Below are 14,478 nucleotides of genomic sequence, written 5' to 3'. Positions count from 1 at the left end.
GTATGAGCAGGCGACTTTAGCTGGCCTTCAGATCAGACTGAGAAGATTTCGATTTATTTTCTGCCCACTTCCGGACACGCGGCGGGCGGGGCACGTGCGCCCCGCCCGCCGCGTTCTTTCTAGACGGCCGATCCGGTCGGCGCCGCCGCCGACCGGGTGTGGACGACCTGGTAGGTATTCCAGTCGTGGAAAGTGGACAGCGCCTCGACCCGCTCGGTCGCGGCGCGGCGCTCGGACGACTGCTCGTCCTTGCTCACGTCCCGGAACGCGGTGAACGACGCCTCGTCGTCCCACTGTGAGTACACGACCGCGAACGGGCCGTCGAGACCGCGCGCCGCGCGGCCCCGCAGGACCGTGTGCGATCGGTAACCGGGGACGTCGCTCAGCCACGCGTGGCCCGCGCCGAGCGCCTCGACCAGGTCGTCGAGGCCCCCTTCCACCGCGCCGATCACCTGGATGACGGTGAAGTCGTCGCGGTCCGGGCCGATCTCGATCTCCGTCTGCTCCGGCGCCCGCTGGGTGTAGACGACGTCGGTCTGGAGCAGCTTGATGGACGTGGTGATCTCCCGGAACAGCGGGAGGGTGCGGTGCTTGAACTCCTCGCCGGCGTAGCGGGCCTCCAGGTCCTCGCCGCTGCGCCACTGGATGAAGTTGGCCGTCCCCGGGCTGGCCTTGCCGCTGTGGACGGTGCTGGAGATCCAGCCCGGGTAGGCGGCGTTGTCGACGACGTCGCGCATCGCGCCGATCAGCTTGCCCTGCTTCTCGTCGGTGTCGGTGGTGAACAGGTTGAGGACGGTCAGGTACTTGCCGTCCGCGGCGAACGTGGGCATCTACGACTCGCTTTCGCTCGTTGATGATTCGCTCGTTGTGGTGGATGAAGGGTCGGGACCGAACCAGCGGGTCAGTGCGGTCGTGAGGTCGGCGTCGTCGCCCGTGCCCGGCGTCAGCCAGGCGACGTATCCGTCGGGACGGACGAGCAGCGCGTCCAGCGGGGCCTTGCAGTCGTGCTGGTCGGCCCGGACGATGTCGAGCCGGTCCGCCCAGGGTTCGGCGAGGGCGGACAGGCCGGCGGCGTCGTCCAGGATGAGCAGCACGCCGCGTCCCTTGTGGAGGAGGTCGTAGTTGGTGGTCTTGCGGTCGGGCAGGACGAGTTCCTCGTTCGGCAGCCGGCGGCCGAGCAGCGGGTGCGCCCCGGGGCCGACGTCGTAGCGGATGTCGAGCCCCGTCACCATGCCGATCAGGTGCCGCTGGACGTCGGGGTAGAACATCAGCTCGCCGAAGACGTCGCGCAGCGGCTGCATCGCGTCGCCGTCGAGGTAGAGGAACCGCTGCACGAGGGTGTTGGCGACGATCCGCGCGCCGACCGGGTGCCGCTCGGCGTGGTAGGTGTCGAGCAGCTCGTCGGGCGCCTCGCCCTTGAGCACGGCGGCGAGCTTCCAGCCGAGGTTCACCGCGTCCTGCACGCCGGCGCTCATGCCCTGCGCGCCGATCGGCAGGTGGACGTGCGCCGCGTCGCCCGCGACGAACACCCGCCCGGCGCGGTAGCGCTCGGCCTGGCGGCTGGCGTCGGTGAACCAGCTCACCCACAGCGCCTCGCCGTCGTGGACGCGCTCGCCGCCGGTCAGCCGCTCGAAGCGGTCCGCGACCTCGGTGAACGACGGCGGGGTCGTCCGGCCGGTCGGGGCCATCGCGCGCTCGTAGGCGACGATGCGGTTCACGCCGTCGCCGAGCGGCAGCACCATCACCATGCCGCCGTCGACGCGCTCGCCGGCGAAGCGGGGACGCAGCTCGGGCCCGGACACGTCCGCCAGCCACACCTCGACGGTCGCCTCGGTGCCGGGGAAGCCGATCCCCGCGAGGTTGCGGACCGTGCTGCGCGCGCCGTCGCAGCCCACGACGTACTCGGCGCGCACCTCGCGCTCGCCGTCCGGCGTGCTCATCCGGACGGTGACGCCGTCGGCGTCGGTGCCGAGGCCGGTGACCTCGTGCTCGCGGTGGATCTTCACGCCCAGCTCGCCGATCCACGCGGTCAGCACGGCCTCGGTGCGGGCCTGGTGCACGCCGCGGGCGCCGTACGAGCCGTTGTCGACGGCCGTGAAGTCCATGAAGAACCCGCCGAAGTGCCCGAACGGAAGGGTTTCCAGGGTTCCGAAGCGGGGCAGGAGTCCGCGCTGGTCGAACTCCTCGATGGTGCGGGCGGAGAAGCCGAGCGCGCGCGACTGCTGCATCGGCTCGGCGAGCCGGTCCACGATCAGGGCCGGGATGCCGGCGAGCGCCAGCTCGCCGGCGAGCATGAGTCCGGTCGGTCCCGCACCGACGATGACGACACGGGGGTTCTCGTCGTCCACGATCTCTCCTTCAGGGGGGAGGGTCAGCCGTTCATGAGGTTTGTCAGGTCTTTCTGGGAGCGGTGGTGCGGGCGGGCGGCGCGGTTCATGCTCGGCGCATGAAGCAGATGCACAGCGACCTGACGAACATCGACCGGACGGACGTCGCCGAACTGCTCGCCCGCTACCTGGTCGGCCTGGACGCCGACCCCCTGGACGACGACTGGGCCGGCGGCCTGTTCACCGCCGACGCGATCGTGGAGTTCCCGATGAGCGCGCACCGCGGCCTCGCCGGGATGGCCGGCTACCACCGAGACGCGCTCGGGAACTTCGCGGCGACCCAGCACCTCGGATCGCCGCCGGTCGTCCAGGTGGCCGGCGACCGCGCCGGCCTGCGGGCGAATCTGACGTCGACGCACGTCCACCACGCCACCCGCGATGGCGGGCCGCCCGAACTCTTCCGGACCGGAACGCTGGTCGACGGGGACGCCGTCCGCACGGACGCGGGGTGGCGCCTCAGCCGGCTGTCGTTCCGCGTCCAGTGGATGGACGGGCGCCCGCCGGCGGGGTCTAGCTGATCCCGTCGAGCACGCGGTCGACGGCGATCTCGATGACGACGCGGTCCGGCGGGCTCGGCGGCGCGTAGGCGTAGCGCTTGGCGTACCAGCGCGCACCCTCCTCCACGCGCGCCCGCTCGCCGGACACCTCGGCCGTCCCCTCCATGGACAGGAACTTCGGCCCGGTGACCTGGCAGATCGTCGCGCGTCCGCCCGGGCTCGCGATCACGTTGCGCGCCTTGCGCGACGCGGCCCGGGTGAGGACGCGGACGAGTCCGGCGCCCGAGTCGTAGGTGAAGCAGACCGGCACGCTGTGCGGCGTGCCGTCGGGACGGAGCGTGGTGAGGACGCCGACCTGCGCGTCGCTCACGAACGTCTCGGCCCGTTTGGTCAACTTGACGATGTTGGTCATGCTGTCTCTCCGGGTCGGGACGGTCAGCCGATGACGGTGTCGGGACGTTCGGACGCGCGCATCATGGGCAGCAGCACCAGCGCGAGGACCAGCGCGGTGATCGCGAACCCGGCGCCGATGACGAACGCCTCGTGGAAGCCGGACGCCTGGGCGTCCTTGATGCGGTCGGCGTTGCCCGCCGCCGCGTCGCGCAGGTCCTTGATCTTGGCGAACGCGGCCGTCGCGACCACCGCGACGCCGAGCGCCCCGCCGCCCTCCTGGCTGGTGTTGATCAGCCCGGCGGCCAGGCCCGCCTCGTGCTGGCGGACGCCGATGAACGCCGCGACCTGGAGCGTCACGAACGACGCGCCGAGCCCGGCGCCCGCGACGATGAACGCGGGCAGGACGTGCGTGAGGTAGCTGCCGTCCTTCGGCAGCCGGGCCAGCATGATCAGCCCGGCGGCGCTGAGGAACATCCCGGTGAGCATGACCGGTTTCGCCGCGACCTTGGTGGTGATCGTCGAGGCGATGCCCGCGGCGATCGCGACGACCAGCGCGAGCGGCACGTAGGCCAGTCCCGTCTTGAGCGCCGAGTAGCCGAGGACGACCTGCATGAACAGGCTGGCGAAGAAGAACAGCGTGACCGTCGACCCGAACAGCAGGACGGTCGCGAGGTTGGCGGTCCGCATCGCGGTGTTGCGGAAGATGCCGAGCGGCATCAGCGGTTCCTTGGTGCGGCCCTCCACGACGAGGAACGCGGCGAGCAGGACCGCCGCGCCGGCGAGGCCGCCGATCGTCCGGCCGTCGCCCCAGCCGCGGTTGACGGTCTCGTTGAGCGTGTAGATGAGCAGGAGCAGCCCGGTGGTGAGCAGGATCGCGCCGGTCAGGTCGATGCGGTGGCGCCGTGTGGTGTCCTTGCTCTCGGGGGCGAGCAGCGGGGCGAGCAGCACCGCGATGATGCCGATCGGGACGTTGATGAAGAAGATCCAGCGCCAGCCGGGCCCCTGGGTGAGGATCCCGCCGAGCAGGACGCCCGCGACGGACGCGAGCCCGGTGAGGGCGCCCCAGATGCCGAGCGCGCGCGTCCGCTCGGGGCCCTCCTTGAAGGTGCTGGTCAGGATGCTGAGCGCGGCGGGCGCGATGAGCGCCGAGCCGAGGCCCTGGAAGCCGCGCGCGCCGATGAGGACGCCCGGGCTCTGGGAGATCCCGGCGACGAGCGAGCTGGCGGCGAACAGGAACAGGCCGATCTGGAGCATCCGGCGGCGCCCGACCACGTCGGCGAGCCGGCCGCCGAGGAGCAGGAAGCCGCCGAGGACCGTGCCATAGGCGGTGACGATGTACTGCAGGTCCGTCTCCGCCATGTCGAGGCTTTTCTGAATGTGCGCGAGCGCGACATTCACCACGGTGACGTCGAGGAAGACCATGAACTGGGCGACGCAGATGAACGCGAGCACGATCCCCGGCTTGTAGATGCGGCCGGGTGCGCTGGTTCTCGGCGGTGTGAGCGCCGGGGTGTCGGGACTGGCCACGAGCCGAACTCCTCTTAATCGGAAGGGGATTCCTCTTCAGGATAAGTAGAGCGCGGCCCGTTGGCCCTGTCAACGAATTCGGCGCGTCCCGGCCGGACGGTGACGACCCGCCCCGGCGCTCACCCCTCCGGCGCGGGCGGGTCGACGATCCGGCACACCGCAGCCCCCGCCGCGACCGTGGCCCCGGCCTGCGCGGACAGGTCCCGGACGGTCCCGGACCGGTGCGCCGTCAGGCCCTGTTCCATCTTCATCGCCTCCAGGACGAGCACGGTGTCCCCGGCCGCGACCGGGGCGCCGTCCGCGACCAGCACCTTCACGACCGTCCCCTGCATCGGGCTGACGAGCGCGTCGCCGCCCGTGACGGCGGTCCCGGCGCGGCGCGCGGCGCGGGCGGGGGCGGGGCGGCCCGCCGCGGGCACGAGGGCCGCGCCGAGCGCGTCGCGCAGCACGACCTCCAGCCGCCGTCCGCCGACCTCGACCGTCACCCGCCGGTGCCCGGTGTCGTCGGCCGGGGCGTCCGGGGCGTCGGCGTGCGGCGGGACGGCCCCGGCGAACTCCGTCTCGATCCAGCGGGTGTGGACGGTGAACGGCTCCCCGGTGAACGCGTCGTCGGCCAGCAGCGCCCGGTGGAACGGCACGACCGTCGGGATGCCCGCGACCTCCAGCTCCGCCAGCGCGCGCCGGGAGCGCTCGATCGCCTCCCGCCGCGTCCGCCCGGTGACGATCAGCTTGCCGATGAGCGAGTCGAACTCCGCCGGGACGGCCGCGCCCTCGACGTAGCCCGCGTCCAGCCGAACGCCCGGCCCCGACGGCGGACGGAACCGGGTCAGCGTCCCGGCGGCGGGCAGGAACCCGCGCCCGGCGTCCTCGGCGTTCAGCCGGAACTCGATCGAGTGGCCGCGCGCGGGCGGGTCGGACGGGTCCAGCACGCCGCCCTCGGCGATCCGGAACATCTCCCGGACGAGGTCGATCCCGGTCACCTCCTCGGTCACCGGGTGCTCGACCTGGAGCCGGGTGTTGACCTCCAGGAACGCGATCGTCCCGTCCGGGGCGAGCAGGAACTCGCACGTCCCGGCGCCGACGTAGCCCGCCTCGCGCAGCACCGCCCGCGACGCGGACACGAGGCTCTCGGCCTGGTCGTCGGTGAGGAAGGGCGCGGGCGCCTCCTCCACGAGCTTCTGGTGGCGGCGCTGGAGCGTGCAGTCGCGGGTGGAGACGACCATGACGTTGCCGTGTCGGTCGGCCAGGCACTGCGTCTCGACGTGCCGGCAGTTCTCCAGGTAGCGCTCCACGAAGCACTCGCCGCGCCCGAACGCCGCCACGGCCTCGCGGGTCGCGGCCTCGAACGCCGCCGGGATCTCCGCCAGCGTCCGCGCGACCCGCAGGCCGCGCCCGCCGCCGCCGAACGCGGCCTTCAGCGCGACCGGCAGCCCGTGCCGCCGCGCGAACTCCAGCACCTCGTCGGCGTCGGCGACCGGGCCGTCGGTGCCCGGGGCGAGCGGGGCGTTCACGCGGCGCGCGATGTCGCGCGCCCGGACCTTGTCGCCGAGCGCGGCGATGGCCTCGGGCGGCGGGCCGATCCAGGTGAGCCCGGCCGCCGCGACCGCCGTCGCGAAGTCGGCGTTCTCGGCGAGAAACCCGTAGCCCGGATGGACGGCGTCGGCGCCCGCCCGCGCCGCCACGGCCAGCAGCCCGGTGATGTCGAGGTAGGTCTCGGCGGGGCTGCGCCCGCCGAGCGCGTACGCCTCGTCGGCGGCCCGGACGTGCAGCGCGTCGACGTCCTGCTCGGCGTACACGGCGATCGAGGCCAGGCCCGCGTCGCGGCACGCCCGCGCGATCCGGACCGCGATCTCGCCCCGGTTGGCGATGAGGACCCGGCGGATCGGCGTCATCGGAGCCCGGCCCGGCGGCGCAGCGGGTTGTCCAGGCCGTGCAGCGAGCCGCCGAAGAACACCAGCGGGTCGCTGTCGGCGTCGTGGATCGCGAGGTCCACGACCTCGCCGACGAGGATCGAGTGGTCGCCGCCGCCGTACTCGGCGGTGAGCCGGCAGTCCAGGTAGGCCAGGGACTCGGCGAAGACCGGGGTCCCCGACGGGGTCCGCCGGTGGTCCACCTCGTCCAGCACGGCGGTGCTGCGCCGCGCGAACGCGTGCGCGAGCGTGCCCTGCTCGGCGTGCAGGAGGTTGACGGCGAACGACCGCGACCCGGTGATGATCTCCTGCAGCCGGGAGTCCCGGTGCAGGCAGAACAGGACGAGCGGCGGGTCGAGCGAGACCGAGGTGAACGAGTTGACGGTGGTGCCGGCGGCCACGCCGCCGTGCGCGCTGGTGATGACGGTGACGCCGGTGGCGAACAGGCCGCAGGTGCGGCGCAGCGCGGCGGCGTCGACGAGCCCGTCGGAGGGTCGTGCGGTGGTCACGGGTGTCCAGCTCCTTTCGCCGGCCGGGCGGGTACCGGCACCGGCGGGTCCGCCGCGTCCCCGCGCCGGGGCAGGAACGGCCCGGTCAGCGCGGTGGTGAGCACGGCCATCAGCACGAGGACGGTGAACATGCGGCCGTCGAGGACGCCGAGGCTCCTCGCGGCGTTCAGGATGATCAGTTCGGTCAGGCCGCGCGTGTTCATCAGCAGGCCGAGCGTCGTCGCGTCCCGCCAGCCGAGGCCGGCCAGCCGCGCCGGCACCAGCGCGCCGCCGATCTTCCCGGCGCACGCGCACACCAGGACGAGGGCGAGTTCGAGCAGTCCCGGGCCGTCCAGCGCGCCGACGTCGACGTTGAGGCCCGTGACGATGAAGAAGACGGGCAGCAGGAGCAGGATCACGTCGTCCAGGGGCCGCCGGACGTGCTCGGCGAGGACGCGGGCCGGTTCGCGCGGCATGACGAAGCCGAACAGGAACGCGCCGAAGATGGCGTGGACGCCGATCCAGGTCGTCAGCCACGACGACAGGAAGACGCCCGCGCACAGCAGCGTCAGCAGGGCGGGCCACCGCTCGGTGGCCGCCCAGCGCCAGACGACCCGGTTGAGCAGGGGCCGCACGACGACGGCCATGACGGCGAGGTAGAGCGCGAACAGCACGGCGATCCGGGCGAGTTCCGCACCGCTGCCGTCCGCGCTGACCAGCGCCGACACGTACGCCAGCAGGAACCAGGCGAGGACGTCGTCGATCGCCGCCCCGGCCAGCGCGACCGCGCCGATCCGGGTGTCGGCGAGGCTGCTCTCGGTGAGCATCCGCGCGAGGACGGGGAACGCGGTGACCGACAGCGCGATCCCGAGGAACAGGGCGAACGGCAGGAACCCGACGTGCTTGCCCGCGACGGTGTCGTGCCGCGCGTACAGGACCGCCGCCGCGCCGACGCCGAGCCCGAACGCCAGCACGGCCGACGACACCGACACGCCGAGCGCCGCGCCGACGTTGCCGCGGATGAGCCGCTTCTCGAACTCCCAGCCCACCGCGAACATGAACAGGACGAGGCCGACCTGCGCGACGGCCGACAGCAGCGGACGCACGTCGTCGGGGAAGATCCGCCGGGCCGGGTCGCCGGGCAGCGCGCCGAGCAGGCTCGGCCCGAGCGCGATGCCCGCGACCAGCTCCCCGACGACCGCGGGCTGGCGCACCGCCTTGGCGATCCGGCCGAACACCAGGCCCGCCAGCAGGACGAGCGCGATGCCCGCCAGCATGACGGCGATCCGCATGTCGGCGGCGTGGGCGCTCATCGCACCCCTTCCGCCACCCCGCTGACCCCGGCGGCCAGGAACTCCGCGGCGGGCGGGCGCTCCAGCAGCTCGGCCAGCACCGTCCGCACCGGCGTGACCTCGGGTCCGCCGAGCAGCAGCAGGGTCTGGGCCTCGACGTCGCGCTGGACGCGCGCGCCGACGGCGTGGCGTCCGGCGGCGTAGGCGTCCAGAACCGTGTCGCCGGCCGTGCCAGCGACGACCGCCGCGAGGCGGGGGACGAGCGCGGCGGCGTCCTGGAGCCCGAGGTTGAGCGCCTGCCCGCCGACCGGCATCTGCTCGTGGGCGGCGTCGCCCGCCAGCAGCACCCGGCCCGCGCGGTAGCGCTCGGCGAGCCGGCTGGCGTCGCCGAACGCGTCGCACCACAGGGGCTCGCCGCCGCTGACGTCCTCGCCGGTGACCCGCTCCCAGGTCGCGGCGAACTCGGCGAAGTCGGGCGGCCCCTCGCGGTCGCGGGCCGGGGTGCCGAACGCGTGCGTCATCAGGCGGGTGACGCCGTCGCGCGTCGCGGCGATCGCGAGGCCCGCCGGCAGGCGCTCGAAGCGCCGGTCGCGGACGTCGATCCCGCGCACGTCGGCCCGGAGGAGTTCCCGGGACGCCGCGCGGCCGGGGAACGCGATCCCGGCCAGCGCGCGGACGGTGCTGCCGACGCCGTCGCAGCCCACGACGTAGGAGCCGCGCACGACGGTCCCGTCCGACGCGGTCACGGTGACGCCGGTCGCGTCCTGCTCCAGCGCCTCCGCCGCCGCGCCGCGCCGGACGGGCACGCCGAGGTCGGCGAGCCACGCGCCGAACCTGGCCTCCAGCTCGGTCTGCGGGATCTTCCACTGCCCGGGGTACGGGGTCCCGCCGACCGCGCCGAGGTCGAGCGGGAGCCCCCCGAAGTGGCCGCGCGGCTCGCGGGGGAGCCCGCCGAGCCGGGACAGCGCGCCCAGCTCGGCGAGGACCTCCATCGTGCGGGCGTTGAGCGTCGAGGCGCGCGACTCGTCCATCGGCGCGGCACGCCGCTCCAGGACGAGCGTGCGCGCCCCGGCGGCGCGCAGCCCGCCCGCCAGCAGCAGCCCGACGGGCCCCGCGCCGACGACGATGACGTCAATGTCAACGTCGGTGCCCATGTCAGCGGCTCTCGGCGAACGTCCGGGCGTGGCCGAGCGTGGCCAGGCTGTTGGCGCTCAGCGCGCCCTGGACGTACGCGCGGGCGTCGGCGACGGTCGCGCCCGCGCCGAGGATCTTCTCCACCATGTCCGGGTTGAGCACGACGGTGTGCTCGGAGCTGGCGGTGGAGCCCGACCCGTCGTCGCGGAACAGCCACGTCCCGGTGTGGGCGGTCATGAGCGCGGGGACGGTCGTCTGCTTGTAGACGATCTTGTGGTGCGGGAAGCACACCCGGACGGACTCGGTCGTGTGCGTCGACCCGTCCTTGGCCCGCGTGTCCATCTTCAGCGTCTGGAGACCGGGCGTGGTCTCCGTCAGCTCCGCCCGCGCCACGTGCGGCAGCCGCTCGGGCCACAGCGCCGCCTCGTTGACGAACGCGAACGCGTCCGCGGCGGCCCCGGCGATCTGGACGGCGTCGGTGAAGGAGAACACCAGGTCGGCCGCCGCCAGCTCGGCGTGCCGCTTCAGCGACGCCAGCTCCGACCGGCTGTTGCGGTCGACGGCCCGGTCGATCCACAGCAGGTCGTGCGGGTCGTCGTCGACCGCGCGGTAGTCGTGGCCGAGCACCACCCGGCACGTCCCGCCCGGGCCGGGCTCGACCGTCCACGTCCCGCCCATCGCCGCGACCGGCGGCGAGGACACCTCCTGGCGGAACTCGATCCGCCGCGCGGCGGGGTCGACGCGGCGCCGGGACGTCCAGTTCTTCACCTCGCCGTTCGCGGTCGCCCAGATGTGGATCCGCTCGTCGCCGCCGCCCTCGGGCTCGCGCTCCACGTAGACGCTCGGCGGGAACACGTGCGGCCAGTCCTCCGCCCGCGCGAGCAGCCCGTAGACCAGGTCGGCGTCCGCCTCGATCGTCGTCTCGTGCTCCACCACGCGCTCGGCCGGTTTCGTCGTCATGTGCCTCTTCCCTTTCCGGTGGGACGCCGCTGTCAGAAGTTGCCGAGACCGCCGCAGACGTTGAGCGCCTGCGCGGTGATGGAGGACGCCGTGTCGGTGACGAGGTAGCCGACGAGCCCGGCCACCTCGTCGGGCGTGCTGTACCGGCCGAGCGGGATCTTGGCCTGGAACTTGCGCAGGATCTCGTCCTCGGAGGTGTCGTACGCGGCGGCGTAGCCCGCCCGCACCCGCTGCGCCATCGGCGTCTCGACGTAGCCCGGGCACACCGCGTTGACCGTGATGCCCGTCGGCGCCAGCTCGTTGCCGAGCGCCTTGGTGAACCCGACGACGCCGTGCTTGGACGCCGAGTACGGCGCGCCGAGCACGACGCCCTGCTTGCCCGCCGTCGAGGCGATGTTGACGATCCGGCCCCGGTCGAGGTTCCGCATCCCGCCCGTGGTCAGGACCTCGCGCGTCATGCGGAACACGCTGTTGAGGTTGGTGTCGATGACCGCGTCCCACAGCTCGTCGGCGATGTCGGCGGTGACGCCGCCGCCGCTGCGCCCGGCGTTGTTGACGAGCACGCCGACCGGCCCGTACCGCTCGACGGCGGCCCGGACGAACGCGGTGATGTCGGCGGCGGACGTGACGTCGCAGGCGCGTCCGTCCACGTCCAGGCTCTCGCCGGTGAGTTCCTTGACCGTCGCGGCCACCGACTCGGGCGTGCGGGCGCACAGGTACACCCGGTGGCCCGACTGCGCGAGCAGGCGCACGCAGGCCAGGCCGATGCCGCTCGTCGCGCCGGTGACGATCGCCGTCGTCGCGTCGCCGCTCATGCCGCGTCCGCCTCGGCGAGCACCTCGTTGACGGCGGTCAGCAGGTCGCGCGGGGTGGCGGCCTCGGTGATGAGGCCGTCGTCCAGCGTGATGCCGTGCGCGCGCTCGATCCGGCTGCCGGCCTCCAGCAGGGCCAGCGAGTCGTAGCCGATCGCCTCGAACTCCAGGTCCATGACGTCGCCGTCGAGGTCGATGTCCTGGACGTCGCCCGCGGCCTCCCGCAGGATGCGCCGCAGGTCGTCGATGGTGAGCTGAGCCACCTGTCACACCTCTTCTCTCACGATCAGTGCCGAGTTGTTGCCGTCGTAGCCGCGGGCGAGCACCAGGGCGGTGCGGACGGGCCGCCGCCTGGCCTCCCCGACGACGAGGTCGAGCCCGTATTCGGGCATCGGGTCGGTTCCGGTCGTCGGCGGGACGATCCCGTCGCGGATCGCGAGCAGCGCGCACGCGACCTGCAGCGCCGCCGCGCCCGCGTACAGCCGGCCGGTCATGGTCTGCGGCGCGGTGACCGGGACGCCGCGGCGTCCGAACACCGCGCCGATCGCCGCCGCTTCGGCCGCGTCCAGCTCGCGGACCCCGGCGGCGTCGGCGAACACGACGTCGACGTCGGCGGGGGTGATCCCGGCGTCGTCCAGCGCCAGATCGATCGCCCGCTTCAGGCCCGGTTCGCGGTCGCGTCCGTCCGGGCGCGGGTCGAACGTGGAGCCGTAGCCGGCGATGCGGCCGTAGGGACGCGCGCCGCGCTCGCGTGCGGGCTCGGCCGCCTCCAGGACGAGGAACGCGCCGCCCTCGCCGGGGACGTAGCCGGACGCCGTCGCGTCGAACGGGCGGTACCCGTCCGGGCTGAGCCGCTGGCTGGCCAGCTGCGCCACCCAGCCCCACGAGCACACCGCGCCGTCCACGCCGCCCGACAGCATCAGCCGGCTCGTGCCGCGCCGCACCTGGCGGCGGGCCTGCGCGACCGCGTCGAGCCCGCCCGCGTGGTCGGAGACGACCACGCCGCACGGCCCGCGCATGCTGTGCCGGATCGAGATCTGGCCGGTGTTGACGGCGTAGAACCACGCGAAGGACTGGTAGGCGCTGACGTGCCGCCCGCCCTTGCTCCACAGCGCCTGCAGCTCGCGCTGGCCGAACTCGAAGCCGCCCGCCGAACTGGCCGTGACGACGCCGAGGTCGTAGTCCGACCACTCGTCGGGGCGGACGCCCGCGTCCGCGAGCGCCCAGTCCGCCGTGACGAGCGCGAGCCGCGTCATGTGGTCGGTCTGCGGGAGCAGGCGGCTGGCCAGGTGGTCCTCGGGCACGAACCCGGGGACCTCCCCGGCCAGCGCGGTCGGGTAGCCCGAGGCGTCGAAGCGGCCGACGGGGCCGATCCCGCCGACGCCCGCGCACGTCGCCGCCCAGTAGTCGGAGGTGCCGAGGCCGTTCGGCGCCGTCACGCCGAGGCCCGTCACCACCACCTCGGCCCGCTTGGTCGCGGTTTTCGTGCCGGTCATGCGGCCCGCCGCAGGACCATGGCGCTCTGGAACCCGCCGAACCCGCTCCCGACCGTCAGGACGACGTCCGTGCGGTGCTCGCGCGCCGTCAGCGGGACATAGTCCAGATCGCATTCCGGGTCCGGGTTGTGGAGGTTCACCGTCGGCGGCACGACGTTGTGCTCGATCGCCAGCGCGCTCGCCGCGATCTCGATGGACCCGATCGCGCCCAGCGAGTGCCCGATCATCGACTTGATCGAGCTGACCGGCGTCCGGTACGCGTGCTCGCCGAGGCTGCGCTTGAACGCCGCCGTCTCGTGCCGGTCGTTCTGCCGGGTGCCGGAACCGTGCGCGTTGATGTAATGGATCGCGGTGGGGTCGAGGCGGGCCTCGTCCAGCGCGGCGGTGATCGCCTCGGCCATCTCGCGCCCGTCGGGGCGCAGGCCCGTCATGTGGTAGGCGTTGCACCGGTTGGCGAAGCCCGCGATCTCGGCGTAGATGTGCGCGCCGCGCGCCCTGGCCTGCTCGTACTCCTCCAGGACGAACATCGCCGAGCCCTCGCCGAGGACGAACCCGTTGCGGCTCGCGTCGAACGGCCGCGACGCGTGCTCGGGGTCGTCGTTGCGGGGCGTCGTCGCCTTGATCGCGTCGAAGCAGGCGACGGTGATGGGGGAGATCGGCGCGTCGGACGCGCCCGCCACCATCGTGTCGACCGAGCCCTCGCGGATCAGCTCCACCGCGTAGCCGACCGAGTCGAGCCCGGACGTGCAGCCGGTGGACACCACGGTGTTCGGGCCGGTCGCGTCCACCGCCCACGCGACCTCGCGGGAGAACGAACTCGGGACGAAGTAGTCGTAGAGGTGCGGGACGGCGTAGCGGTGGTCCACGAGGTCGAGCCGTCCGCCGTCGCTGACGATGCGGTACTCCTCGTCCAGCGAGGTGGTCGCGCCGACCGCGCTGCCGACCACGACGCCCGTCCGCTCCGGGTCCAGCGTCAGGCCGCTGTCGGCCACGGCCTCCCCGGCGGCGATGACCGCGAGCTGCGCGCCCCGGTCCATCCGACGGATCTCCTGCGGCGTGAGGCCGCACGCCTCGGCGTCCAGGTCGATCTCGGCGGCGACGCGCGACCGGAACGGCCCGGCGTCGAAGAACGAGATCGGCCGGGTCGCGGTGCGCCCCTCCTCCAGCAGGTTCCAGAAGTTCTTCACACCGACCCCGCCCGGGGCGAGCACTCCGATGCCGGTGATCACGACGCGTCGGTCCATCGTCAGTCGCTCCACTCGTAGAAGCGCTCGGCCATCGCGTCCGCCGGGGACCGCCAGGTCGCCGGGTCGTACGCCTCGATGAACGGGCGCAGGTCGGTGCTGATGCGCTGGAAGAGCGGGTGGTCCTTCGCCTTCTCGATGCGCTCGCCGCCGTCGTCGCCGTCGAAGTCCTGGAGGTGGAAGTACAGGCCCCGGTAGGCGAAGAGCTGCCGCCGGCGGGTGCCCATCAGGCCGGGCATCTCGGTCTGGTCGAACGCGCCGAACAACCGCGCCACGGCGGCGTTGTCCTCCGGCTTCATGCGGGCGACGATGAGGCTGCTGTGCATGCCTGGGGTCTC

General features: G+C 73.4%; 15 protein-coding genes. 1 reads left to right on the top strand and 14 read right to left on the bottom strand.

From position 1 onward, the window contains the following. Positions 1-119: 119 nt before the first annotated feature. Together GQ466_RS29850 and GQ466_RS29845 are read right to left on the bottom strand one after the other, a co-directional pair. The gene (locus GQ466_RS29850) at positions 120-830 is read right to left on the bottom strand and encodes an antibiotic biosynthesis monooxygenase family protein (protein ID WP_161106418.1); all 711 of its coding nucleotides are present in this window, start codon (positions 828-830) and stop codon (positions 120-122) included. Next, positions 831-2,348: an FAD-dependent monooxygenase gene (locus tag GQ466_RS29845; protein ID WP_337193679.1), complete on the bottom strand. Its 1,518-nt coding sequence runs from the start codon at positions 2,346-2,348 to the stop codon at positions 831-833. Between the two features lie 98 nt (positions 2,349-2,446). On the opposite strand from GQ466_RS29845, the gene GQ466_RS29840 reads away from it, so the two are divergent. After that, positions 2,447-2,905, top strand: coding sequence for a nuclear transport factor 2 family protein (locus GQ466_RS29840; protein ID WP_202421311.1), 459 nt, complete (start codon positions 2,447-2,449; stop codon positions 2,903-2,905). On the opposite strand, the gene GQ466_RS29835 is transcribed toward GQ466_RS29840, so the two are convergent. The 12 genes from GQ466_RS29835 to GQ466_RS29780 all read right to left on the bottom strand — a co-directional run bounded on the left by GQ466_RS29835 (position 2,898) and on the right by GQ466_RS29780 (position 14,466). After that, entirely contained in the window at positions 2,898-3,296 is a 399-nt protein-coding gene (locus GQ466_RS29835) for a pyridoxamine 5'-phosphate oxidase family protein (protein ID WP_161106417.1), read from the bottom strand. The two genes, GQ466_RS29840 and GQ466_RS29835, sit on opposite strands and share 8 nt — an antisense overlap. A 23-nt stretch (positions 3,297-3,319) precedes the next feature. Beyond that, entirely contained in the window at positions 3,320-4,804 is a 1,485-nt protein-coding gene (locus tag GQ466_RS29830) for a DHA2 family efflux MFS transporter permease subunit (RefSeq protein WP_202421310.1), read from the bottom strand. Between the two features lie 119 nt (positions 4,805-4,923). Further along, on the bottom strand, positions 4,924-6,687 hold the full coding sequence (locus tag GQ466_RS29825) for an ATP-binding protein (protein WP_161106437.1): 1,764 nt from the start codon (positions 6,685-6,687) through the stop codon (positions 4,924-4,926). Between the two features lie 5 nt (positions 6,688-6,692). After that, a complete protein-coding gene (locus GQ466_RS29820; RefSeq protein WP_161106416.1) occupies positions 6,693-7,223 on the bottom strand; it encodes a flavin reductase in 531 nt (176 codons plus the stop codon). Further along, complete coding sequence (locus tag GQ466_RS29815; protein ID WP_161106415.1) at positions 7,220-8,515, bottom strand: cation:proton antiporter domain-containing protein; 1,296 nt, start codon at positions 8,513-8,515, stop codon at positions 7,220-7,222. The genes GQ466_RS29820 and GQ466_RS29815 overlap by 4 nt, the downstream gene beginning before the upstream one ends. Next, a complete protein-coding gene (locus GQ466_RS29810) occupies positions 8,512-9,648 on the bottom strand; it encodes an FAD-dependent monooxygenase (RefSeq protein WP_161106414.1) in 1,137 nt (378 codons plus the stop codon). The genes GQ466_RS29815 and GQ466_RS29810 overlap by 4 nt, the downstream gene beginning before the upstream one ends. A gap of 1 nt (position 9,649) precedes the next feature. Beyond that, the gene (locus tag GQ466_RS29805) at positions 9,650-10,588 is read right to left on the bottom strand and encodes an aromatase/cyclase (protein WP_161106413.1); all 939 of its coding nucleotides are present in this window, start codon (positions 10,586-10,588) and stop codon (positions 9,650-9,652) included. A 32-nt stretch (positions 10,589-10,620) separates the two neighbouring features. Next, positions 10,621-11,403: an SDR family NAD(P)-dependent oxidoreductase gene (locus GQ466_RS29800; protein WP_161106412.1), complete on the bottom strand. Its 783-nt coding sequence runs from the start codon at positions 11,401-11,403 to the stop codon at positions 10,621-10,623. Then, a complete protein-coding gene (locus GQ466_RS29795; protein WP_161106411.1) occupies positions 11,400-11,663 on the bottom strand; it encodes a phosphopantetheine-binding protein in 264 nt (87 codons plus the stop codon). Before GQ466_RS29795 ends, GQ466_RS29800 begins: the two co-directional genes overlap by 4 nt. A 3-nt stretch (positions 11,664-11,666) precedes the next feature. Beyond that, entirely contained in the window at positions 11,667-12,896 is a 1,230-nt protein-coding gene (locus GQ466_RS29790) for a ketosynthase chain-length factor (RefSeq protein ID WP_161106410.1), read from the bottom strand. After that, on the bottom strand, positions 12,893-14,140 hold the full coding sequence (locus GQ466_RS29785) for a beta-ketoacyl-[acyl-carrier-protein] synthase family protein (RefSeq protein WP_161106409.1): 1,248 nt from the start codon (positions 14,138-14,140) through the stop codon (positions 12,893-12,895). The genes GQ466_RS29790 and GQ466_RS29785 overlap by 4 nt, the downstream gene beginning before the upstream one ends. 2 nt (positions 14,141-14,142) lie before the next feature. Further along, positions 14,143-14,466: a TcmI family type II polyketide cyclase gene (locus GQ466_RS29780; protein ID WP_161106408.1), complete on the bottom strand. Its 324-nt coding sequence runs from the start codon at positions 14,464-14,466 to the stop codon at positions 14,143-14,145. Positions 14,467-14,478 lie beyond the last annotated feature (12 nt).

This window comes from Actinomadura rayongensis (assembly GCF_009831215.1).
Taxonomy (GTDB): domain Bacteria; phylum Actinomycetota; class Actinomycetes; order Streptosporangiales; family Streptosporangiaceae; genus Spirillospora; species Spirillospora rayongensis.
Note: the sequence above shows the minus strand (reverse complement) of the source record. Positions and strands in the feature narration are given on the sequence as shown.